General features: G+C 62.4%; 23 protein-coding genes. 9 read left to right on the forward strand and 14 right to left on the reverse strand.

The features are described 5' to 3' along the window. Positions 1-3: 3 nt before the first annotated feature. Positions 4-567, reverse strand: a complete 564-nt coding sequence (locus ACLEJQ_RS07095; protein ID WP_440793489.1) for a helix-turn-helix domain-containing protein — start codon at positions 565-567, stop codon at positions 4-6. Between the two features lie 12 nt (positions 568-579). Here ACLEJQ_RS07095 and ACLEJQ_RS07100 point away from each other — a divergent pair, with 12 nt between their 5' ends. The 7 genes from ACLEJQ_RS07100 to ACLEJQ_RS07130 all read left to right on the forward strand — a co-directional run bounded on the left by ACLEJQ_RS07100 (position 580) and on the right by ACLEJQ_RS07130 (position 7,759). Continuing rightward, on the forward strand, positions 580-1,584 hold the full coding sequence (locus ACLEJQ_RS07100) for a DMT family transporter (protein WP_440793549.1): 1,005 nt from the start codon (positions 580-582) through the stop codon (positions 1,582-1,584). A gap of 117 nt (positions 1,585-1,701) precedes the next feature. Next, positions 1,702-4,623 carry a monovalent cation/H+ antiporter subunit A gene (locus ACLEJQ_RS07105; RefSeq protein WP_440793491.1) on the forward strand — a complete coding sequence of 974 codons (2,922 nt, stop codon included), beginning with the start codon at positions 1,702-1,704 and terminating at the stop codon, positions 4,621-4,623. After that, positions 4,623-4,967, forward strand: a complete 345-nt coding sequence (locus ACLEJQ_RS07110; protein ID WP_440793493.1) for a Na+/H+ antiporter subunit C — start codon at positions 4,623-4,625, stop codon at positions 4,965-4,967. Before ACLEJQ_RS07105 ends, ACLEJQ_RS07110 begins: the two co-directional genes overlap by 1 nt. Beyond that, the gene (locus tag ACLEJQ_RS07115) at positions 4,964-6,649 is read left to right on the forward strand and encodes a monovalent cation/H+ antiporter subunit D (RefSeq protein WP_440793495.1); all 1,686 of its coding nucleotides are present in this window, start codon (positions 4,964-4,966) and stop codon (positions 6,647-6,649) included. Before ACLEJQ_RS07110 ends, ACLEJQ_RS07115 begins: the two co-directional genes overlap by 4 nt. Continuing rightward, the gene (locus ACLEJQ_RS07120; protein ID WP_440793497.1) at positions 6,646-7,134 is read left to right on the forward strand and encodes a Na+/H+ antiporter subunit E; all 489 of its coding nucleotides are present in this window, start codon (positions 6,646-6,648) and stop codon (positions 7,132-7,134) included. The genes ACLEJQ_RS07115 and ACLEJQ_RS07120 overlap by 4 nt, the downstream gene beginning before the upstream one ends. Next, on the forward strand, positions 7,131-7,409 hold the full coding sequence (locus tag ACLEJQ_RS07125) for a K+/H+ antiporter subunit F (protein WP_440793499.1): 279 nt from the start codon (positions 7,131-7,133) through the stop codon (positions 7,407-7,409). The genes ACLEJQ_RS07120 and ACLEJQ_RS07125 overlap by 4 nt, the downstream gene beginning before the upstream one ends. After that, on the forward strand, positions 7,406-7,759 hold the full coding sequence (locus ACLEJQ_RS07130; RefSeq protein WP_440793501.1) for a Na+/H+ antiporter subunit G: 354 nt from the start codon (positions 7,406-7,408) through the stop codon (positions 7,757-7,759). Before ACLEJQ_RS07125 ends, ACLEJQ_RS07130 begins: the two co-directional genes overlap by 4 nt. 186 nt (positions 7,760-7,945) lie before the next feature. On the opposite strand, the gene ACLEJQ_RS07135 is transcribed toward ACLEJQ_RS07130, so the two are convergent. The 3 genes from ACLEJQ_RS07135 to ACLEJQ_RS07145 all read right to left on the reverse strand — a co-directional run bounded on the left by ACLEJQ_RS07135 (position 7,946) and on the right by ACLEJQ_RS07145 (position 10,166). Then, positions 7,946-8,383 carry a DUF3995 domain-containing protein gene (locus ACLEJQ_RS07135; protein WP_440793502.1) on the reverse strand — a complete coding sequence of 146 codons (438 nt, stop codon included), beginning with the start codon at positions 8,381-8,383 and terminating at the stop codon, positions 7,946-7,948. Positions 8,384-8,520: 137 nt separating this feature from the next. After that, positions 8,521-9,531, reverse strand: a complete 1,011-nt coding sequence (locus ACLEJQ_RS07140) for an ABC transporter substrate-binding protein (protein WP_440793504.1) — start codon at positions 9,529-9,531, stop codon at positions 8,521-8,523. Between the two features lie 185 nt (positions 9,532-9,716). Continuing rightward, the gene (locus ACLEJQ_RS07145; protein ID WP_440793506.1) at positions 9,717-10,166 is read right to left on the reverse strand and encodes a hypothetical protein; all 450 of its coding nucleotides are present in this window, start codon (positions 10,164-10,166) and stop codon (positions 9,717-9,719) included. Positions 10,167-10,591: 425 nt separating this feature from the next. On the opposite strand from ACLEJQ_RS07145, the gene ACLEJQ_RS07150 reads away from it, so the two are divergent. After that, positions 10,592-10,828, forward strand: coding sequence for a hypothetical protein (locus ACLEJQ_RS07150; protein WP_440793507.1), 237 nt, complete (start codon positions 10,592-10,594; stop codon positions 10,826-10,828). Between the two features lie 106 nt (positions 10,829-10,934). Then, positions 10,935-11,171 (forward strand): DUF2789 family protein, encoded by a 237-nt coding sequence (locus tag ACLEJQ_RS07155; RefSeq protein WP_440793509.1) that lies wholly within the window; start codon positions 10,935-10,937, stop codon positions 11,169-11,171. Between the two features lie 172 nt (positions 11,172-11,343). On the opposite strand, the gene ACLEJQ_RS07160 is transcribed toward ACLEJQ_RS07155, so the two are convergent. The 10 genes from ACLEJQ_RS07160 to ACLEJQ_RS07205 form a co-directional block, all read right to left on the reverse strand. Continuing rightward, complete coding sequence (locus ACLEJQ_RS07160; protein WP_440793511.1) at positions 11,344-12,948, reverse strand: methyl-accepting chemotaxis protein; 1,605 nt, start codon at positions 12,946-12,948, stop codon at positions 11,344-11,346. A 177-nt stretch (positions 12,949-13,125) separates the two neighbouring features. Continuing rightward, complete coding sequence (locus ACLEJQ_RS07165; protein ID WP_024780047.1) at positions 13,126-13,530, reverse strand: TraR/DksA family transcriptional regulator; 405 nt, start codon at positions 13,528-13,530, stop codon at positions 13,126-13,128. A gap of 327 nt (positions 13,531-13,857) precedes the next feature. Next, positions 13,858-14,880, reverse strand: coding sequence for an ABC transporter permease (locus ACLEJQ_RS07170; RefSeq protein WP_245144579.1), 1,023 nt, complete (start codon positions 14,878-14,880; stop codon positions 13,858-13,860). A gap of 145 nt (positions 14,881-15,025) precedes the next feature. Next, on the reverse strand, positions 15,026-16,579 hold the full coding sequence (locus tag ACLEJQ_RS07175) for a sugar ABC transporter ATP-binding protein (protein WP_440793514.1): 1,554 nt from the start codon (positions 16,577-16,579) through the stop codon (positions 15,026-15,028). Between the two features lie 64 nt (positions 16,580-16,643). Then, positions 16,644-17,570: a sugar ABC transporter substrate-binding protein gene (locus tag ACLEJQ_RS07180; RefSeq protein ID WP_440793516.1), complete on the reverse strand. Its 927-nt coding sequence runs from the start codon at positions 17,568-17,570 to the stop codon at positions 16,644-16,646. A gap of 52 nt (positions 17,571-17,622) precedes the next feature. Beyond that, on the reverse strand, positions 17,623-17,766 hold the full coding sequence (locus tag ACLEJQ_RS07185) for a hypothetical protein (protein ID WP_440793517.1): 144 nt from the start codon (positions 17,764-17,766) through the stop codon (positions 17,623-17,625). A 122-nt stretch (positions 17,767-17,888) separates the two neighbouring features. Further along, positions 17,889-18,959 (reverse strand): Gfo/Idh/MocA family protein, encoded by a 1,071-nt coding sequence (locus ACLEJQ_RS07190; RefSeq protein WP_440793519.1) that lies wholly within the window; start codon positions 18,957-18,959, stop codon positions 17,889-17,891. A 174-nt stretch (positions 18,960-19,133) separates the two neighbouring features. Beyond that, positions 19,134-20,144: a Gfo/Idh/MocA family protein gene (locus ACLEJQ_RS07195; RefSeq protein ID WP_440793521.1), complete on the reverse strand. Its 1,011-nt coding sequence runs from the start codon at positions 20,142-20,144 to the stop codon at positions 19,134-19,136. Positions 20,145-20,173: 29 nt separating this feature from the next. Next, the gene (gene iolD / locus ACLEJQ_RS07200; protein WP_440793523.1) at positions 20,174-22,105 is read right to left on the reverse strand and encodes a 3D-(3,5/4)-trihydroxycyclohexane-1,2-dione acylhydrolase (decyclizing); all 1,932 of its coding nucleotides are present in this window, start codon (positions 22,103-22,105) and stop codon (positions 20,174-20,176) included. 57 nt (positions 22,106-22,162) lie between these two features. Continuing rightward, positions 22,163-22,993 (reverse strand): TIM barrel protein, encoded by an 831-nt coding sequence (locus ACLEJQ_RS07205; protein WP_440793525.1) that lies wholly within the window; start codon positions 22,991-22,993, stop codon positions 22,163-22,165. Between the last annotated feature and the right edge of the window lie 13 nt (positions 22,994-23,006).

The raw sequence follows: 23,006 nt of genomic DNA on the forward strand, positions 1-23,006 counted from the left end.
GAATCAGATCACCACATTACGGACGAATCTCGCCGCCACCGGACCATCGTTACGATAGGCATGGGGCTGGTTGCTGGCGAACATGAAAAACTCACCGGCAGCGACCCGTCGCTCTTCGCTGCCCAACAATAACGTCAGGCATCCCTCAAAGACGTAGAGCTGTTCGCTCCAGCCCTCGGCGTCGGGTTCCGAATGGTAATGCTCGCCGGGCTCCAGGCGCCATTCCCAAAGCTCGACTTCGCGACTGGCCATGGCTTTTGCCAGCAACACCGCTTTACTGCCCGGGATCGCACCGGCCCAGGCCAGCTCGTTGATGCGACTCGGGTCGCGGGCATCGGGCGCCTGGATCAAGTCACTGAACGCGACGTCCAAGGCTTCGGCGACCCGGTCGAGGGTGGTCAGGCTGACGTTTTTTTCCCCTGCCTCAATGGCCACCAGCATCCGCCGGCTGACCCCGGAGCGTTCCGCCAGTGCCGTCTGGCTGAGCTGCGCGGCGTGCCGCAAACGGCGGACGTTCTGGCTGACGTGTTGCAGGACAGACGCCCGCTGGCCGATATCTTTGTGCACTATATTGCTCACATGCTAGGGCTGCGCATTATACTGCCCAACTTCGGACGCATTGTGCGTCCGCCTCAAGTGGCGCGCAAGGTCATGGCTACAGTGAACTCCCCCCAGGCTTCGTCCCGTTTTGCAAAACTCAGCAGGGCCGAATGCGTGCTCGTGCTGATTACCATGATCTGGGGCGGGACCTTCCTGCTGGTGCAGCACGCCATGACTGTCAGCGGACCGATGTTTTTCGTTGGCCTGCGATTCGCCGCCGCAGCGGGGTTCGTGGCGCTGTTCTCCTGGCGGCACCTGCGCGACCTGACCCTGTTCGAACTCAAGGCCGGTATGTTCATAGGCGTGGCGATCATGCTCGGCTATGGCTTGCAGACGGTCGGCCTGCAAACCATTCCCAGCAGCCAGTCGGCGTTCATCACCGCGCTTTACGTGCCCTTCGTGCCGTTATTGCAATGGCTGGTACTGGGCCGCCGGCCGGGGTTGATGCCGAGCATCGGCATCATGCTGGCCTTCACTGGACTGATGCTGGTCTCGGGGCCGGCAGGCGCTTCGCTGAATTTCAGCGCCGGCGAGATCGCCACGCTGATCAGCGCCATTGCGATTGCCGCCGAGATCATCCTGATCAGCGCTTATGCCGGCCAGGTCGATGTGCGCCGGGTCACCGTGGTGCAACTGGCAAGCACCGCCGTCCTGGCATTTCTGATGGTGGTGCCGACCCAGGAAACCCTCCCGGATTTTTCCTGGCTGCTGCTCGCCAGTGCCGTGGGCCTGGGCGCCGCCAGCGCAGCCATTCAGGTGGCAATGAACTGGGCACAGAAAAGCGTCTCGCCCACCCGCGCCACGCTGATCTATGCCGGTGAACCGGTGTGGGCCGGCATTGCCGGGCGGCTGGCGGGCGAGCGCTTGCCGGCGATTGCCTTGTTCGGCGCGGTATTGATCGTGGCGGCGGTGATTGTCAGTGAATTGAAGATCCGGAACAAAGAGGCAGTCCATGCCAACGTGGAGCTGGAACGTGAGGGCTGAAAACCGGCGAAGTCGGAAAACTCCACCTATCTTGTAGGATTCTGCGACACCCTCGCGGTTGGTGATCCGGGATGCGCCACGTATGATCCCTCATAACCTTCCGCCGAATAGAAGCCTATGTCACTGATAGTTCTATTGCTTTTACCCTTCATCGGCAGCTGTGTCGCGGCGCTGCTGCCGCATAACGCCCGAAACGCCGAATCCTTGCTAGCGGGCCTTGTCGCCCTGGTCGGTGTTGTTCAGGTGGCCTTGTGGTACCCACAGATCGCCGACGGCGGGGTGATCCGCGAAGAGTATTTCTGGCTCCCAAGCCTGGGTCTCAATTTCGTGCTGCGCCTGGACGGCTTCGCCTGGCTGTTTTCCTTGCTGGTGCTGGGCATCGGTACGCTGGTGTCGTTGTATGCGCGCTACTACATGTCGCCGGACGATCCGGTGCCGCGTTTCTTTGCGTTTTTCCTGGCATTCATGGGTGCCATGCTCGGATTGGTGATTTCCGGCAACCTGATTCAGATGGTGTTTTTCTGGGAGCTGACCAGCCTGTTCTCGTTCTTGCTGATCGGTTACTGGCACCACCGTGCCGACGCCCGACGCGGCGCGTACATGGCGCTGATGGTGACCGGTGCCGGCGGCCTTTGCCTGTTGGCGGGGGTGATGCTGCTCGGCCATGTGGTGGGCAGTTATGACCTGGACCAGGTCCTGGCCGCCGGGGACCTGATCCGTGCCCATGCCCTCTACCCTGTCCTGCTGTCACTGGTCCTGATCGGCGCGCTGAGCAAAAGCGCGCAATTTCCTTTCCACTTCTGGCTGCCCCACGCCATGGCCGCGCCGACGCCGGTGTCGGCGTATCTGCACTCGGCGACCATGGTCAAGGCCGGGGTGTTCCTGCTGGCGCGGTTATGGCCATCGCTGTCAGGCAGTGAACAATGGTTCTACATCGTCGGCGGTGCGGGTGCCTGTACCTTGATGCTCGGCGCCTACTGCGCGATGTTCCAGAACGACCTCAAGGGCCTGCTGGCCTATTCCACCATCAGCCACCTGGGCCTGATCACGCTGCTGCTGGGCCTCAACAGTCCGCTGGCGGCGGTGGCGGCGGTGTTTCATATCCTCAACCACGCCACCTTCAAGGCCTCGCTGTTCATGGCCGCCGGGATCATTGACCATGAAAGCGGCACCCGAGACATTCGCAGGCTCAGTGGTTTGGTGCGGCTGATTCCGTTCACCGCGACCCTGGCGATGGTCGCCAGCGCGGCCATGGCCGGGGTGCCGCTGCTCAATGGCTTCCTGTCCAAGGAAATGTTCTTCGCCGAGACCGTGTTCATTTCCGCCACCGCCTGGGTCGAATGGGCGCTGCCGATCATCGCCACCATCGCCGGCACCTTCAGCGTCGCCTATTCCCTGCGCTTCACCGTGGATGTGTTCTTCGGCCCCACCGCCACCGACCTGCCGCTGATACCCCACGAGCCACCGCGCTGGATGCGTGCACCAGTGGAGTTGCTGGTGTTCACCTGCCTGCTGGTGGGGATTTTCCCGGCCCAGGTGGTCGGCTCCTTGCTGGCGGCCGCCGCGCTGCCGGTGGTGGGCGGCACGCTGCCCGAGTACAGCCTGGCGATCTGGCACGGCCTGAATGCGCCGATGATCATGAGCCTGGTGGCGATGTCCGGCGGCATCGTGCTTTATCTGTTGCTGCGCAATCAGTTCAAGCAAGGACACATCAAGCACCCGCCGTTCGTTGGTCGGTTCAGCGGCAAGCGCCTGTTTGAACGCTGCCTGGTACTGATGATGCGCCAGAGCCGACGCCTGGAACGGCGCATCAGCACGCGGCGCTTGCAGGCCCAGTTGTTCTGGCTGGTGCTGGCGGCAGTGCTCGCCGGCTTGATCCCGATGCTGCACAGCACCCTGGTATGGGGCGACCGGCCGAAGATCCCCGGCTCCATCGTGTTCGTCACCCTGTGGTTGCTGGCGATTGCCTGCGCCCTCGGCGCGGCCTGGCAAGCCAAGTATCACCGGCTCGCGGCCCTGACCATGGTCAGCGTCTGCGGCCTGATGACCTGCGTGACCTTCGTCTGGTTCTCGGCCCCCGACCTGGCGCTGACCCAGCTGGTGGTGGAAGTGGTCACCACGGTGCTGATCCTGCTGGGCCTGCGCTGGCTGCCGCGGCGGATCGAGGACGCCCTGCCGCGCCCCAACAGTGAACGGCGGGCGCGCATCCGTCGCCTGCGGGACTTGCTGCTGTCCATCGCCGTCGGCGGCGGCATGGCACTGCTGTCCTATGCGATGCTGACGCGCCAGACGCCCAACGACATTTCTTCGTTCTACCTCAGCCGGGCCCTGCCCGAGGGCGGGGGCAGCAACGTGGTCAACGTGATGCTGGTGGATTTCCGTGGCTTCGACACCCTCGGGGAAATCACCGTGCTGGTGGCAGTGGCCCTTGCAGTGTTTGCCCTGCTGCGACGTTTCCGTCCACCGAAAGAAAGCATGCAGCTTCCGGCGCAGCAACGCCTGTTGGCGCCGGACGTGGTCACCGACCTAGTCAACCCGCGTCACGCCAGCGACACCGCCCTGGGCTTCATGATGGTGCCTTCGGTGCTGGTGAGGCTGCTGTTGCCGATCGCCCTGGTGGTGTCGTTCTATCTGTTCATGCGCGGCCACAATCAACCAGGCGGCGGCTTCGTCGCCGGGCTGGTGATGTCGGTGGCGTTCATTCTCCAGTACATGGTGGCCGGCACCCAATGGGTCGAGGCACAAATGAGCCTGCGACCGCTGCGCTGGATGGGCACCGGGCTGCTGTTCGCCACGGCGACCGGACTGGGGGCGATGGCGGTGGGTTATCCGTTCCTGACCACCCACACCTGGCACTTCAAGCTGCCGTTGCTGGGGGACATTCACCTGGCCAGTGCGCTGTTTTTCGACATCGGCGTGTATGCGGTGGTGGTCGGCTCGACGCTGTTGATCCTCACCGCCCTCGCCCACCAATCGGTGCGGGCACACAAACCGAGCCTGCAAGCCAAATCCGCCCCTCTCAACGGAGCCACGGCCTGATGGAAGAAGTCATCGCAATCGCAATCGGGGTCCTGGCCGCCTCTGGAGTCTGGCTGGTGTTGCGGCCACGGACCTTCCAGGTGGTCATGGGCCTGTGCCTGCTGTCCTACGGCGTCAACCTGTTCATCTTCAGCATGGGCAGTCTGTTCATTGGCAAGGAACCGATCATCAAGAACGGCGTGCCCCAGAACCTGTTGCATTACACCGATCCGCTGCCCCAGGCGCTGGTGCTGACCGCCATCGTGATCAGCTTCGCCATGACGGCGCTGTTCCTGGTGGTATTGCTGGCCTCCCGAGGCCTGACCGGCACTGACCACGTGGACGGTCGGGAGCCCAAGGAATGACCTTGACGCCTCATCTGATCGCCGCCCCCATCCTGCTACCGCTGCTGACCGCCGCGTTGATGCTGATGCTCGGGGAAAAACACCGCCCGCTCAAGGCTCGCATCAACCTGTTTTCCACCCTCCTGGGCCTGGGCATCGCCGTGCTGTTGCTGCTCTGGACCCGGGACCAGGCCTTGCCGGCGTCCATCGGCGTGTACCTGCCCGGCAACTGGCAAGCGCCGTTTGGCATCGTATTGGTGGTGGACCGGCTGTCGGCGCTGATGCTGGTGCTGACCGGAATCATCGGCGTCAGCGCCCTGCTGTTCGCCACCGCCCGTTGGGACCGGGCCGGGGCGAGTTTCCATGCGCTGTTCCAGATCCAACTGATGGGGCTTTACGGGGCATTCCTGACTGGCGATCTGTTCAACCTATTCGTGTTTTTCGAAGTGCTGCTGGCGGCATCCTACGGCCTGATGCTGCACGGCTCGGGCCGGGCGCGAGTGTCGTCGGGCCTGCATTACATCGCGATCAATCTGCTGGCCTCCTCGCTGTTCCTGATTGGCGCAGCGCTGATCTATGGTGTCACCGGCACCTTGAACATGGCCGACCTGGCCTTGAAAGTGCCTCTGGTGCCGGAAGCCGACCGCGGCTTGCTGCACGCCGGCGCAGGCATCCTGGCGGTGGCGTTCCTGGCGAAAGCCGGCATGTGGCCGTTGAATTTCTGGCTGGTGCCGGCCTATAGCGCCGCCAGCGCACCCGTGGCGGCGCTGTTTGCGATCATGACCAAGGTTGGCGTCTACACCCTGCTGCGCCTGTGGACCCTGCTGTTTTCCGGCCAGGCCGGCGCCTCGGCGTATTTCGGCGCCGATTGGCTGGTCTACGGTGGCATGGCGACCATCGTCTGCGCGGCCATTGCCATTCTCGCCGCCCAGCGCCTGGAGCGCATGGCAAGCCTGAGCATCCTGGTCTCGGCCGGAATCCTGCTGTCGGCCGTCGGCTTTGCCCAGCCCAACCTGGTGGGCGCGGCGCTGTTCTACCTGGTGAGCTCAACCTTGGCGCTCTGCGCACTGTTTCTGCTGGCCGAGTTGATCGAACGCTCGCGCTCGGCCAATGAGTTGTCCCTGGACGAGGATTTCGACACCCTGCCAAGGCCGCTGGAATCCCTGCAACCGCCCAAAGGCACCAACCTCGATGACGAGCAGAAGGCCGTGGTCGGGCAGGTCATTCCATGGACCATGGCCTTTCTTGGCTTGAGTTTCATCTTCTGTGCGTTGCTGATTATCGGCATGCCACCGCTATCAGGCTTCATCGGCAAGCTGGGGCTGTTGAACGCCCTGCTCAATCCCCACGGCCTCGGGGCGAGCGCCGGTGAGCCGGTGTCATACCAGGCCTGGGGCCTGCTGGCGCTACTGATCCTGTCGGGCCTGGCCTCGTTGATCGCCTTCTCCCGCTTGGGCGTGCAGCGTTTCTGGACGCCCCAGGAGCGTCCGTCACCGTTGCTGCGACCGTTCGAGTGTCTGCCGATCATCGTGCTGCTGGGCCTGGGCATCGCCCTGACATTCAAGGCCGAGCCGTTGCTGCGCTACACCCAATCCGCCGCCGAAGCGCTGAATACGCCGGAACATTACGTGATGTCGGTGCTCGCCACCCGTGCGGTGCCCAGCCCCGAGGCCCGTGCCGCCTTGCAGGAGCTGCAACCATGAAGCGCCTGTTTCCCGCACCCTGGTTGTCCCTGGCGCTCTGGTTGTTGTGGCTGGTGTTGAATCTGTCGCTAAGCCCAGGTCATCTGTTACTCGGGGCCGCCTTGGGTTTCCTGGCGCCGCTGATGATGCGTCCGTTGCGCCCCCGCCCGATCCGGATCCGCAAGCCATGGGTGGTGCTGCGCCTGTTCCTGCTGGTGGGCCGCGATGTGTTGATCTCCAACCTGGCGGTGGCGTGGGGCGTGCTGAACGCTGGTCGTCGCCCGCCTCGCCCGCAATTCGTCAAGGTGCCGCTGGACCTGCACGACGCCAATGGCCTGGCCGCGCTGTCGATGATCACCACGGTGATACCGGGGACGGTCTGGTCGGAGCTGGCCCTGGATCGCAGCATCCTGTTGATGCACGTGTTCGACCTGCAGGACGAGGCATCATTCATCGCGCACTTCAAGGCCACCTATGAGCGCCCGTTGATGGAGATTTTCCAATGAGCCCGTTGCTATCCAACGCGATCCTGTTGAGCCTGTTCCTGTTCTCCCTGGCGATGGTGTTGACGCTGTGGCGACTGTTCCGGGGACCTTCGGCCCAGGACCGGGTATTGGCCCTGGACTACCTGTACATCGTGGCCATGCTGATGATGCTGGTGCTGGGCATCCGTTATGCCAGTGACACCTATTTCGAAGCGGCGCTACTGATCGCCCTGTTCGGCTTTGTCGGCTCGTTCGCCCTGGCCAAGTTCCTGCTGCGCGGTGAGGTGATCGAATGACCGGCCAATTGTCGATGTGGGTGGAGATTGCGGTGGCGATCCTGCTGCTGCTCAGCAGCGCTTGTGCCCTGGTCGGGGCCATCGGCCTGGTGCGCCTGAAGGATTATTTCCAGCGCATGCACCCACCTGCCCTGGCCTCCACCTTGGGCGCCTGGAGCGTGGCGCTAGCCTCGATCATTTACTTTTCGGCTCTCAAGTCCGGGCCGGTGCTGCATGCCTGGCTGATCCCGATCCTGCTGTCCATCACCGTACCGGTGACCACCCTGCTGCTGGCGCGGGCGGCTTTGTTTCGCAAGCGCATGGCAGGGGATGACGTGCCGGCGGAGGTCAGTAGCCGCCGGAAGGACTGACCGTTCCCTTGAGCCGAACACACCCCTGTGGCGAGGGAGCTTGCTCCCGCTGGGCTGTGAAGCAGCCCCAAAACCTGCGACCGCGGTGTGTCAGGCAGATTGTGTTCGGTGACGTTGGGAGGGCTGCGCCCTCCAACGGGAGCAAGCTCCCTCGCCACAACAGCGTTCGATCGGGAAATCAATGGCTCAAGCCCACGCCACCGTCAGCAACCCTGCCCCCAGCACGACGCACAACGGCGAATAGACCCAGGTATCCAGCCGGGCAAACGTTGATTCCTTGAACTCCTTGAAAAAGCCCACCAGGTTCGACTCGCCGATGGCCCGGGCGAACAGCAGCAAGGCAATCGCGCTGATCAGCCATTGCAGCGCCCGGTGGGTGACCGGCGGTGCCAACAGACCGCCCCGAAGGCTCACCAGGACCGCGATCAACAGCAGCGCCAGGGCCACCAGCAGTGTCAACCAGCCCGACGGATCGAACGCCGGGCGCAGCGCCCGCCCTTGCTGCACCGGCACCTGGGGCACCACTGCCAGGGCTGCCCAGCGCCCGCCCAGGGCCCAATACAAATGAATCAAGCTGATGGCCGCAAATATTGCGACCAGCGACCGAGCCACTAAAAGCATCATTCGCCAGCCTCCTGAAAAAGGTTGAACAATCATCCTAGCTGGAATCTGGCATTTCGCCGGACGGGCGCAGAATGCCCATTTGCGCTGAAAGACTCATTGCTCAGGATCAAGTGTTCAACCCGCTGGTCTCGATTTCGCTAAAGGGCGGCGGAGACCTTGTCTGCCACCTCCTTGGGCAACCAGGCTTGCCAGACCTGGGGATGCGCCTTGAGGAAGGCTTCGGCGGCCTCACGGGGCGGCGTGCGTTTCTCGCTCATGTCTGCCAGCGCCTTGTTCAGCGGCTCGATGGGCAGGTCGACCTTGCTGAAGAACTCGGTAATGTCCGGGTGCTGCTTCTGGAACGGCGCGGATACGCCAATCGACAGTTTCGATGCCAGGGAACGGGTCGGTTTCGGATTGGGGTTATCGGCGTCGGTCAAGGTCTTCCAGGCCTCGGCATCGAACGGCGGTTCTTGCAACTGCACCAGCTTGAACCGCCCCAGCAGCGGCGTGGGTGACCAGTAGTAGAACAGGATCGGCTTGCCGCGGCGGATCGACGAATTGATTTCCGCATCGAGTGCCGCCCCCGAGCCGCTGCGGAAATTGACGAAACTATCGTCCAGGCCATAGGCCTTGAGCTTCTGCTTGTTGACCACTTCGGAGGTCCAGCCGATGGGGCTGTTGAGGAAGCGGCCCTTGTCGGGGCTCTCCGGGTCCTTGAACACATGCTTGTAGCGCTTGAGGTCCTGGACGCTGCGCAAATCCGGCGCCAGCGGCTTGATGCCTCTGGCCGGGTCGCCCTTGATCACATACTCGGGGACCCACCAACCTTCGGTCGCACCCTTGACCGTGTCGCCCAGGGCGATCACCTTGCCTTCGGCTTCAGCCTTGACCCACACCGGGCTGCGGCCGGCCCACTCCTCGCCGATCACCTGGATGTCGTTATTGGCCAGGGCGGTTTCCAAAGTAATGGTGGTGCCCGGCAGTGTGTCGGTCGGCAGTCCGTAGCCCTTTTCGACGATAACCCGCAGGATATCGGTGATCAGGCTGCCGCTTTCCCAATTCAGGTCGGCAAAGTGGATCGGGGTGGACGCGGCGGACGCCGGAAATGGCGAAGCCAATACAGCGAAGGTGGCCAAGGCAGCCAGCCACTGTCGAACTCGTTTCATGCTTTGCACCTCGTGCCAGTACAGCAATAGCTGAACGGTCCTGCGTCACCGGACGCAAGTCCCTGAATCATTCAGTCAATTGACTGTAGCCGAGGTTCCGGCCCGCCCACGGAAAACTGGTTTCCAGTTACGACACAGACGCTGCGAGGCTGCTTCCTAGGATGTTCTTACGAACATTAAACGCATCACTCGCTGGCCTTGAAGGTCACCAGCTCGCCCTTGCGCCATTTGGCGGCCTTGGCGGTCACGGCCTTCAGGGTCTTGGTCAGGCCTTCCTGCAATTGTTCATTGGCCGCGAACACCGTCACCACGCTGTGGCCTTCCTTGAACAGGATCGCATGGCCCCCGGGCGTCTCGACAAACGCGTAGTCACCCAACCCATAGACGGTCATCTTGATTTCGCGGAAGCGGATTTCGAACTTGCCACCTTCGCGGCTTGGCAATACGCAGGCGCGAAAATGATCGCCGACCTTGAGTTCGAGCCTGGGCTTGTCATCGACCACCAGGGCCGATTCCGTGTCGATTTCGGCGACATAGATACCTTCGGCGGTCTGCTCGGTGATGTAGACGAAACGTGACTGGAATTGCTTGACCAGTTTTGCCCGCAGGTCACCGAGTACAAATAACGCATGCATGTCGAGATTACTTACTGCCAAGGAAACATCCCCATCTTTGAAAACGACCCGCCCCCTGAAAAGGACGGGCCACGAGAACCCGTGCCGACTGTATTGTCGCAATGGACCTGTAACTGAAATTCGAAGTAAACGGCGCGCCCTGTCCCGGGCCGAGAGCAGACTAAAGGTTGTCAAGCTCCCCGTCTTTCCCGATAGGGCGTCAGAGGCTGAAGGAAAACGCCACTCTGAGCATCGGAAAAGGTGGGACTACTAACTTTAGGGAAATTTCTCACTTAAAAAAGCATTTTTCTGACATCGAGCCTAAAAAAAATTGCTTTAGATAGGCACAGCGCTCCCCACAATGCCGCCGATTCTAGAGCAGCCGGAGGCGCTGGCACCACTCCATGCCCGGCAATTCGTCGGTAACCCATAGAAAAGGAATTCACATGAACGCTTCCCCAATCCTGAACCCTACCGTCGCCCCTTGCTTCGTTGACGCCTACGGCCCCTTCAACAGAGCCGATTGCCTGCCAACCTCACTGATCCAGCCGCGTTATCGGGTCGTGCTGGCCGGTAAGTGCTTTTTTCATATCGAGGAAACATCGACTGGGCGTGTAAGAGGATTCCGCACCGATCATAACGAAGCCTGCCGCCTGGCCAAATGTCTGGAGCGCAACGCTTGACCGTTTCCCTCTTTGCCTGAGTCAAATCGAACTCCTGGCGAGCGCCTGCCTCAGATAAAGGAACGCAACCGAAGCGCCCTGGCGGCGCACGCCCAAGGAGACTCCCATGGAACAGCCTTCCCACGAACTCAAGACCCTGTTCGACCAACTCGGCCTGCCCTCGGATGGAAAAGCCATCGACACTTTCATCATGGCCCATCCCCTGGAGCCGGAGATCAAACTGGTAGAGGCTGACTTCTGGTCGGACCAGCAGAAGGAACTGCTGCGTGAATGGCTGCTGGCTGACGGGGAAGAGGCGGTGCTGGTGGACCAGTTGAACGTGCGGTTGCACGACGGTAAATAGCTTCAGAAATCGTACACCGATGACCGAGCGCCGCTTTTGTGGCGAGGGAGCTTGCTCCCGTTCGGCCGGTCCGCGTTCGGGCGCAGCAGTCGCTTAATGGAAGGCCCGCTGCGCGGTCCAGCGGGAGCAAGCTCCCTCGCCACCGGTTTGGCGTTTATTCATAGGGAGAGCGTCACCGCGGTTTCTCGGGTTTGTAGCCCAACCGCAAGCCTCCCCAATGACGTCCCTTGACCATGATCGGCACCGAAAGGTCGTGCATCAACTCGCCGGTGTCGCGAGTGTAGGTCTGCAGCAGCACCGGTTGCTGGTGGCTGCCGCAACGGATCCCCGTGCGGTCGGAGAATTTGCGCTTGGTGCGGTTGTTCAGCGTGTCCACCTGAGGGTCGCCGGTCAGCGGCTGGCTGAATACGTTGTTGTGGGTCGGTACATAACCCTGCTGTGTGCAGGCAATCGCAAACACCAGACCTTCATGGCGGCTGAGCAGCGGCTCCTGGATCGGCGGCAGTACCTGGTCGGTGTAGCGGTCGAAACGGGTCTGGTACTTGGCCGGCTGGGTATTGGGAATGGCCTGGTAATTACGATCGAACAGATCATCCACGCTGATCCTGCCCTGGTCGATATCGGCCTCGAACTGCGCCGCGATCCGGCTCGCCCCTTCCCGGGCCAGGTCATAGACCCGCTGGTGATAATCGTCCAGACCCACCTCAGCCAGGCGCTCGCTGATGGTTTCGGCCTGGCCTTCCATCTGCACGGCCGCCTCGGCCAGGCGCTGGGTCTGCTGGTCACTGACGGACAGGTCGCTGCGCATCTGCTCGATGGCATGGAACAGACTATCGAGTTGCTCTCGATTGGTGTCGGTGCCTTGAGCGATGGCGCTGACCTGGGTCTCCACTCCCTCCGCCAGCCGGGCGATGTTCTCCAAGTGCTGGCCGGTGTGCTCGACCTGCTGCACGCCGCTGTCCAGGTCGCCGGCCAGCTGGCGGATCTGCTCCACCACCTGGGCAGTGCGCTGCTGGATATCCGCCACCATCACTCCAACCTCGCCGGTCGCCGCCGCCGTGCGCCCGGCCAGGCCACGGACCTCGTCGGCCACCACCGCAAACCCGCGACCATGCTCACCAGCCCGCGCCGCCTCGATGGCCGCGTTCAGCGCCAGCAGGTTGGTCTGGCTGGCAATCGACTGGATCACCAGGCTGACCCGTTGGATTTCATCGCTGCGCACGCTCAGGGCCTCGATCAACTCGCGGCTATCGTTGGCCCGCTGGCTGAGTTGGTGCATGCGACTGATGGACTCCACCAGCTCGCTGCGCCCGGCGACGCTGCTGCGATGAGCTTCGCTGGCGGCACCCAGGGCCTGCTGGCTGAGTTGCGAGGTGGCCTGCTCGGTAACGATCATCGATTCGGCGCTGCTGACGATCTGCGCCGCCGCATCGAGCTGGGACTGGACCTTACCGGCCAATTGCTTGACCGAATAGGCGACACCAGCCGCCGACAGAGCGTTATGGCTGGTGGTGTAGGACAAATCACGAGTCAGTTCGGCCAGGCTGTCGGTCGCAGGCACAGGCGCGGCGGCGATTCGCGAGCGCAGGCGGGGCAACCAGACAGTCAGCATGGCGAACGGCAGGACCAGGTATAACGACCACCCGCCCAGGGCCATGCCACACAACAGCACGACCAGGGCGAGACTCTGCAAGGTTGGCGTGAGCCAACGCACCGTGTTTATCGCCCCAGGCACCGAGGCCGGCACCGCACCCGTCAGAGATCCGTCTGTCGCCATGTTCGTCACCCACACTTCTCGTTGTTATGACCGCATTAAACGCCACTACCGAGCCATTATCCATGGTCCATTAGTCGCGTTCTTGCAGCAAATCAACGGTAGTAGAGAAACCGCCGGGAGACGAAAACAAAAGATCGCAGCCTTCGGTGAAAGGCTGCGATCCTTGGCTGGAACGAATCAGGCCTGACGCTGGTGCTTGTCGATCTGCTCGTGACGTTCCTGCGCTTCGATGCAGTACTTGGTGGTCGGGCTGATCAGCAGGCGCTTGAGGCCGATGGGCTCGCCACTGTCGTCGCACCAGCCGAAGCTTTCGTCGTTGATGCGGTCCAGGGCCTGCTCCAGCTGGGGCAGCATGCGCTGGTCGCGATCGATGGCGTTGACCAGCCAGGTGCGCTCTTCTTCTACGGAAGCAGCGTCGGCCGGGTCAGCCGGGGAATCCAGGCTCTCAATGGCGATTCGGTTCTGTTCGATGCGCTCGTGGGTTTCGACTTTCATGTTCTGCAACAGCTTGGTGAAGAAGGCCAGCTGCTCGGCATTCATGTAGTCATCCGCCGGCATGGCCAGCAACTTTTCCTTTGTCATTGATATCTCTATAAAAAACGTGCATTAAGGCGAATTATGGAGCGTCCCGCAGCGCAGCAGCCACGCTCATCGGGAAAGGCGCCGTCGATTCCAAGCGCCACCCGGCACTCAATTTACGAGGGGCGGCAGTCTAAGGCCGAGTCGAGGCGTCAGCAACCGAAAACGTAGGGAAAATATCCGACAACCCCTTCAAATGTTTTCTGACAAGCTCTCGGCGGTCATCGGAGTGCGTTTATAACAAGAAATTCGTTGTAATGGCTGTATTAAGAAGACAAATGGCAACGCCACGCGGGTCAGGCGTGGCGCTTTGTCGCAGCGAACAGATGTTCAGCGCTTGAGTTTGCGCTTGTTGCGGTACTGGTCGATGACCACCGCCACCACGATGATCAACCCCTTGATGATGTCCTGGATGTAGGCATCGACGCCGACAAAGGTAAATCCGCTGGCCATCACCCCGAGGATCAGCGCGCCGATCACAGTCCCGGTGATGCGCCCCACCCCGCCGGCCAGGCTGGTGCCGCCGATCACTGCCGCGGCAATCGCATCCAGCTCGTAGGACATGCCCATGCCGGCCTGCCCGGTCGCCGCCCGCGCCGAGGCGACCACGCCGGCCAGCCCCGCGAGCAGCCCGGCGATGCTGTACACGATCACCAGGTGCCGCTTGACGTTGATGCCCGACGTGCGTGCCGCCTGCATGTTGCCGCCAATCGCATAGGTGTACTTACCGTACTTGGTGTAGCGCAAGGCGATGTGGAAAATCACCGCCACCACCAGGAAAATGATCACCGGCATCGCGCCATGGCCAATGGCGGTGTAGGAGTCGGATAACATGCTCACCGGCTGGCCTTCGGTGTAGTAGCGCGCCAGGCCGCGGGCCGAGACCATCATGCCCAGCGTGGCGATAAACGGCGGGATACCCGTGACCGCAATGATGCTGCCGTTGATCGCCCCCGCCAGCAGCCCCACCCCGAGCCCCGCCGCCACCGGTATCCACACCGGCAGGTCGGTCAGCGAGGGAAACACCGCCCGGGCGAAGTCCGAGGTCTGGGCCAGGCTGGCGGCTATCATCGCCGACAGCGCCAGGACCGAGCCGGACGACAGGTCGATACCGGTGGTGATGATCACCTGGGTCACGCCGATGGCCAGCAGGCCGATGATCGACACCTGCAGGATCATCAGCACCAGACGCTGGGAGTTCATCAGGAAACTCTGGTCGCGCATGATCCAGCCAAACAGTTCGAACACCAGGCCGATGCCGATCAGCACCAGGAAGATACTCAGTTCCGTAGGCAAGCGCCGGCGCGTCCTGGCCGGGGCGGCCGCGGGTTTGTTTTCCAGTATCGCGTTCATAGCCATCCACCTTTTATTCTCTGGCGAGGGGTTGTTCTTTGCCGGGAGGTGTCGCGGCTCGGAAAACGGGGCCGCTTCGCGGCCCAGCGGGAGCAAGCTCCCTCGCCACAATTGTGCTCGACTTCATTTTTTTGAACTGGCTGCGTCAGCAAAGGCCCGAGGCCAGTTGCATGACCCGCTCCTGGGTCGCTTCGCTGCGGTCGAGAGTGCCCATCAGGTCGCCTTCGTGCATCACCAGCACGCGGTCGCTCATGCCCAGCACCTCCGGCAGTTCCGAGGAAATCATGATCACCGCCATGCCTTCGCTGGCGAGGTAGGCGATCAGCCGGTAGATCTCGGCCTTGGCACCGACGTCGATGCCGCGGGTCGGCTCGTCGAGGATCAGGATCCGCGGGTTGGTCATCAGCCAGCGGGCGAGCAAGGCCTTCTGTTGATTGCCCCCGGACAAGGTGTCGATGCACTGTTCCAGGGACGGGGTCTTGACCCGCAGTTTCTTGCACATGTCTTCGCACAAGGCGCGCAGGGCCTTCTGCTGGATGAAACCGTTGCCGACGTAATGTGGCAGCACGGCCATTTCCATGTTCTCCAGTACCGACAGGCACGGGAACAGGCCGCTGAGCTTGCGATCCTCGGTCAACAGGGCAAAACCCTTTTCGATCGCCATGTGCGGGTCGCTGATGCGCACCGGCTGGCCGTCCAGGAGGATTTCACCACCGGTGGCCGGGGTCACGCCGAAAATCGCCTCGGCCACGTTGGTCCGGCCCGAGCCCATCAACCCGGCGATGCCAAGGATCTCGCCGGCATGCAGGTCGAACGACACCCCTTGGAAGACGCCGTCCAGGCTCAAGTCGCGCACCGACAGCACGCGCTCGCCAATGGGTTTCTCCCGCTCCGGGAACAGTTGGCTCAGTTCACGCCCGACCATCATCGAGATCAGGCTGTCGCCGTCCATGCTGTCGGCCCGTTGCAGGCCGATGTAGGCGCCGTCGCGAAACACCGCCACTTCATCGGCGATGGCGAACACTTCGTTCATTTTATGGGTGATGTAAATGATGCCTTTGCCCTGGGCCTTGAGGTCGGCAATGATCGAGAACAGGTGGGCGACTTCGGTTTCGGTGATGGCCGAGGTCGGCTCGTCCATGATCAGGATGTCGGAGTCGTAGGACACGGCCTTGGCAATCTCCACCATCTGCCGCTCGGCGATGCTCAGGCTGCCCACCTGCTCCTCGGGATCGAGGTTGATCCGCAAGCGCTCCAACAACCGGGCCGTGCAACGGTGCATCTCGCCATGGTCGATCATGTGCAGGCTGTTGAGCTGCTCACGGCCGATCCAGATGTTCTCGGCGATGCTCATGTGCGGCATCAGGTTCAGTTCCTGGTGGATCATCGCAATGCCGGCCTGCAGGGCCGCCAGGGGCGTGTCGAAGGTCACCGGCTTGCCCCGCAGGCGCAGCTCACCGGCGTCCGGCTGGTAGATGCCGGCGATGATTTTCATCAGGGTCGATTTGCCTGCGCCGTTTTCCCCCATCAGCGCCAGCACGGAGCCGGGGCGTACCCGCAGCTGTACATCGGACAAGGCCACCACACCGGGAAAGCCTTTGCTGACATTGACGACTTCCAACAGGTAGGGCTCGTCAGGCTGTGCGTACGGCTGGGCAAACATTGCCGGGGCGCTCGATGCAATCGCTGAAGCAAACATGACCAGGTACTCCCTCGGCAAGGCCGCCGTGGCGACCTTGCCTGCTTGTTATTGGGGTGAGGCTTTATTTGAATTGATCAACGTTTTGCGGAGTGATCAACCGATACGGCACCCAGACGGCCTGCTCGACCGGCTGCTTCTTGACCATTTTCACCGCCGTATCGATCGAACCATCGGCCTGACCCTTGGCGTCCTGGAACACCGAGACGGTCATTTCGCCCTTCTTGATCGCATTCAAACCATCCGGCGTACCGTCGACCCCTGCGATCAACACGCTGCCCTGCTTGGTGCCCGCCTGCTTGAGCGCCATGGCCGCGCCAATCGCCATCTCATCGTTATTGGCGACCACCGCCTGGAACTCGCGGCCCTGGGTCAGCCAATCATTGACCAGGGTCATCCCCTTGTCCCGCAACCAGGTGCCGGTCTGCTCCTGCTCGATCTTGATGTCGGGATACTTGGCCAACACCTCCTTGACGCCCTTGGTGCGGTTGGTGGTGGAGTTGTTCGCCAGGTCACCCAGCAGGATCACGATGTCGCCCTTGCCGCCCATCTTGTCGGCCAGATACTGCATCTGCATGCGCCCGGCTTCCAAGTCATCGGAAGCCACGGTGACCACGCCCGCCGGCAGTTTCAGGTCGTCGGGACGGCGGTTGACGTAGACCAGTGGAATCCCCGCCGCTACTGCCGCCTTGGTGATGCGTTGCGTCGCGGCGGTGTCCACCGGGTTGACGATGATCGCGTCGACCTTCTGGCTGATGAAGCTTTCCACCTGGCTCAGTTGCTTGACCACATCGCTGCGGGCGTCTTCGAACTGCAAGGCGACCCCTTCCGGGAACGACTTGGCCTTCTTGTCCATGGATTCGCGCAGGTAGGTCAGCCAGGTGTCATCGAACTGCGACATGCTGACGCCGATCTTCAGGTCCGCCAGGGCAGCGCCGCTGGTGAGCATCAATGACAGGGCCAGCGAGGCGATACGGGTCTTGGTCTTCATGAACGGTCTTTCTCCACATTCTTGTTGGTTTTTATGGATAAGGCGTGACGGATCAGCGACGAGGCAAACAGACGATGGGCGCACCGGGCATGCAGCACACCACGGCGCCGTTGCGCTGGATGCACAAGGATTCGAACAGAGGAAGGATGGCGGATAGGCGACGCAGTTTGAACGCAGAACGGTTGAAGGTTTTCATCGACGGTACCTGCTGTGTTTCTTGTTTTTGTTTAATTCCTCACCCGTAGACGCACACTTGCGCGGGGTGGGAAAAGGATGTCGGTAACCTGGAAAAGACTTTATTGGAAAATATTTTCCACATCAACTCATTTTAGAATTTATTTCGTTTTTTGTTCCGTGGCCCACTGGCACGGGTAAAACCATGACTTTGCCCTGCTCGGCGCTCTGCCGGGCGGCATCGAGAATGCGGGTATTCGCCAGAGCATCGCGGGCCTCCACCGGCAGCGTTCCGACGCCTTGCAATGCGGCTTGCAGGCCTTGATAGAAGGCCATCCAGCACCCTCGCTCCGAGGTCACGCGCTCACGCTCGGCGCCCTGTTCGAACCAACCCCAGCGCCGATGTTCTTCGGCGCCCCAGCGTTCACCTTCGGTCGCCGGGCTCAGACCAGCCAGGGCCTGGGCCTCTTGCCCATCCAGGCCCTCCACGGTGTAGGAGCCCTCAGTGCCGCTGACGCGAAAACGCGGCCGCGGGGCGTTCTGCAAGCAATGGCCGCTCAGATGGGAAACCACACCGTTGATGTGGCTCAGGGACATGAAGAAACCGTTGTCGAACACCTGGCTTGGCTCCCGGTACTCCATCTCGGCGTAGACCCGCACCACCGGCCCGAACAGTTGCAGCGCCTGGTCCACCAGATGGCTGCCTAGGTCGCGCAGCAATCCGCCTCCGCTGGCCTTGCCAACCGATGACGGCGAGTAGCGCTCGATGCTTGATTCAAAACGCGTGACTTGCCCCAGTGCGCCGGAGGCCAGGAGCTTGCGTAAGGTCAGGAAATCGGAATCCCAGCGACGGTTCTGGTAGACGCTCAACGGTACGTTGCGCTGTTCGGCAGCACGTACCATGGCCTCGGCCTCTGCAGCGTCATGGGCGAAGGGTTTGTCACTGACCACCGCCACACCCGCCTCGATGACTTGCATCACCACGGCCGGACGCGCGTCCAGCGGCGTCGACACCACCACCGCATCGACACCGGCGGCGAGCAATTGCTCAAGGGTGTCGAAGGCCTGGACGTGCGGATGATCGCCGGCCAGTTGTTGGCGCCGCTCGGCGGAGCGGGTCACCACCCCGACGAACGTCGCCCCCGGCAGGCTGCGGATCAGCGGCGCATGAAAAAACCGCCCTCCCTTGCCATAGCCCACTAGTCCGATTCGCATGCAAGCTCCTTATTAATCACTGCATCAACTCAAGCTCTGTGGAAGCAGCTCCACCTGGGAAAACCCAGTCCCCCTGTGGGAGCGGGGTTGCTCGCGAAGGCTGTGGGTCAGCCGACATCTTTTTTGAATGTCAGGCCGCTTTGGCGAGCAAGCTCGCTCCCACAGGGATTGGGGTCAGCCGTAGAAACGGGGGCGCTCGGGCAGTTCGATCCTGACAATCTCCCCGCTCTGCTGCGCGGCGATGCAGGCGTCCGCCGCCACGGCCGCGGCGTAGCCGTCCCAGGCCGACGGGCCGCCTACCTGGCCGGCGCGGACGCCGTCGATGAAGGCTTGCAATTCCACGTCATAAGCCGCAATGAAGCGGTCCTTCCAATCCATCAGGATCGCATTGGACAGCTTGGCGCCACTGCGCAGTTGTACCTGGGACGGTTCCGGCAGCCTGGCGATGCCGGTCTCTCCTACCACCTCGCACTGGATGTCATAGCCGTACTGGCAGTTGACGAACACTTCCACATCGATGCGCGTACCCCGGGCGGTTTCCAACAAAACGATCTGCGGGTCGCGCAGGTGAGCCAGGGCCTTGCTGGTCTTTCGCGGGAAGACCACCTGCACCGAGACATAGTCATCGGCCAGCAGCCAGCGCAGCACATCCAGCTCATGGATCAAGGTGTCGGTGATCGCCATGTCAGTCTTGTAGTTTTCCCCCACCCGCGGATTGCGATGGGCACAGTGCAACATCAGCGGCTCACCGATCTGGCCACTGTCGATCACTGCCTTGAGCGCCCGATAGCCTTCGTCGTACGGGCGCATGAAGCCGACCTGCACCAGGCGCGTGCCATGGGCCACCTCAGCCTCGACGATGTTACGGCAACCTTGCGCGGTGACCGCCAGGGGCTTTTCACAGAACACCGGTTTGCCGGCCGCGATCGCCGCCAGCACGAACGCTTCATGGCTCGGTCCCCATGACGTGACCAGGACCGCCTCCACTTCCGGCGCCTTGATCAAGGCATGGCCGTCCGGGTAGACCTCGGCGGTCAGCTTCAGGTCCGCCACCACCTGCGCCGCCTGGGCGAGGTTGATGTCGGTCACCGCCACCACCTCGCTATTGAGCAAGGTCTGGCTGCAACGACGGATATGGTCCTGGCCGATGGCCCCGGTGCCGATGACGCCCAGCTTCAAAGACATGAAAAACTCCTTTCCTAGGGATGGGGCAATTAGTACTGACGGGCCTGGGCCAGTCGCTCGTTGAGTGCCTTGGCAGCGGCTTCGGTGCGGGCGCTGGTGGAGACTTGCGCCACGCCGACCCGCCACCACGACAGGTAGCCGTGGATCATGGTCTTGGGCAGGACCTTGATGTCGATCAGGGTCGAGACCGTTTGCAACCGCGCATCGGCCAAGGCCGCGTGCAGTTCGTCGAGGTTTTTCACCTTGTAGGTCTTGCAACCGTAGGCCGCCGCGCTCATGGCGAAATCCACCGGCACGAAGCCACCGTCGAGCTTGCCGGTGTCCGGGTTGCGGAAGCGGAACTCGGTGCCGAAGCTGTCCATGCCGTTGCCCATCTGCAGGTTGTTGATGCAGCCGAAGGTCATGTTGTCCAGCAGCACCACGTTAATCTTGCGCCGCTCCTGGATCGAGGTCGCCAACTCCGAGTGCAGCATCATGTAGGAGCCATCGCCCACCAGGGCATAGACCTCTTTGTCCGGCTCGGCGAGCTTGACCCCCAGCGCGGCGTTCACCTCATAGCCCATGCACGAATAGCCGTACTCCAGGTGATAGGTGTTCACGCCTTTGCTGCGCCAGCTGCGCTGCAAATCGCCGGGCAGGCTGCCGGCGGCGGCGACGATGATCGCGTCGTCCGCCATCACTTCATTGAGGGTGCCGAGCACGCGGCTCTGGGTCAGGCAGGAGCCGGTCAGTTCGATGAATTCGCGCAACACCGCCGGGTCCATGCCGTCGTTGATCTCGGGGACGAAATCCTGGGTCTGATAATCCGCCTGATAGACCCGGTCCACCTCGGCTTCCAATTGAGTCTTGGCCTCGGCGACCCGCCCGCCCCATTCTGCGCGGTAATCCCCCAGCGCGGCAGACAGCGCTTGCAGCCCCGCGCGGGCGTCGGCGAGCAGTTGCACGCCGTCCAGTTTCAGGGCGTCGCACGGGCTGATATTGAGATTGAGAAACTGCACCTCCGGATGCTGGAACAGCCACTTGGACCCGGTGGTGAAATCGCTGTAGCGGGTACCGATGCCGATGATCAGGTCCGCCTCCTTGGCCAGCAGATTGGCCGCCAGGCAGCCGGTCTCACCGACGCCGCCGACATTAAGCGGATGGCTGGACAACACCGCGCTCTTGCCGGCCTGGGTCTCGGCGAACGGAATGTCGAAGCGCTCGGCGAAGGCTTGCAGCTCAGCATTGGCGCCGGAGTAGCGCACTCCGCCGCCACAGATGATCAAGGGTCGGCGCTTGCCCTTGAGCAGCGCCAGGGCATCACCGAGCATCGCTTCGGTGGCCGGACGCCGATCAATGCGATGCACGCGTTTCTGCAGGAAATAATCCGGGTAGTCGTAGGCCTCGGCCTGGACATCCTGGGGCAGTGCCAGGGTCACCGCGCCGGTCTCGGCCGGGTCTGTCAGCACGCGCATGGCGTGAATCGCGGCGCTCATCAGTTGCTCGGGACGATTGATGCGATCCCAGTATTTGCTCACCGACTTGAACGCATCGTTGGTGCTGATGCTCAGGTCATGGAACTGTTCGATCTGTTGCAGCACCGGGTCCGGCTGGCGACTGGCGTAGACATCGCCGGGTAACAGCAGTAACGGGATGCGGTTGGCCGTCGCGGTGGCGGCGGCCGTCAGCATGTTCGCCGCGCCAGGGCCGACCGACGAGGTGCAGGCGTAGATCTTGCGCCGCAGGTGCTGCTTGGCAAAGCCGATGGCGGCATGGGCCATGCCCTGCTCGTTGCGCCCCTGATGCACCAACAGCTCGCCGCTGTCCTGCTCCAGCGCCTGGCCCAGGCCCAGCACGTTGCCGTGGCCGAAGATGGTAAAGACCCCGGCGACGAACTTGCTCTGGACGCCATCGACCTCGACGTACTGGTTATCGAGGAATTTCACCAGGGCCTGGGCCATGGTCAGTCGTGTTGTGGTCATGCTTGCACCTTGTCTGGAATGCAAATGGCTGGCCGACTCATTTCCCCTGTGGGGATTTCATTGTCTGGAGGCCTGCGGATTTTGCAGGTGGTTCATACTCGCCCCCAACGCCTGGCGAATGTCGGCCAGTTCATGGACGCTCCTGGCGAACGGTTCGAAGGACAGGTAGCCGTCGTAGCCACCGGCCCGTAAGGCTTCGATCTGCGCGGCGTTGCCCAGGATGTCGTCCGCGCCGACCAGCACCCGATGGCCGTCGCGGATGGTCGCCAACGGGGCCTGGGCATCCTCGACGCCGGAAATGTGCACGAGCGCGGTCAGTTCGGGGAACAGCTCCTGTTCCCCCGCCAGGTGATGGTGGAAGGTGTCGTGCACCAGGCGAAACACATCCAGCCCGCCGATGGCCTTGATCGCTTCCACTGCCGGGCGCTTGTGCCGCAGCGAACACTCTTCGAACCCCAGTGGCTCGATGAAGCCGTAGATGCCAAAGGCCCGCAGGATCGGCGCCAGCTCGCTGAGGGCCTTGCGCAACCCCGCCGCACGCTCAGCCTCCGTGCGTGAGTCAGCGGGGTCGTTGAGCGGACACATCACCAGCCCCTCGGCACCGCACTCGCGGGCATAGTCAGCCAGGCGCACGGCCTGGGCCCGACGCTCGTCGTTCCACACATCGAACGGGTAAAGGGCATTGATCGACAGCACCTTCACGCCGCGCTCTTCGCACAGCTGGCGAACCCGGACCGGCGACATGCCGTCCTCGATCTCGATGCCCTTGAGATCGTTGCGGATCTCGATGGCGTCGGTTTTCAACGCCAGGGCCAAGTCAATGAACGCGGGCAGCGACAGGCGCGGAGCGACCATTCGGTTCAGGGCAAAACGCAGGGGCTTGTTCATTGTTGTTATCCCT

Origin of the sequence: Pseudomonas sp. SMV71 (genome assembly GCF_052042015.1) — a bacterium.
GTDB lineage: Bacteria > Pseudomonadota > Gammaproteobacteria > Pseudomonadales > Pseudomonadaceae > Aquipseudomonas.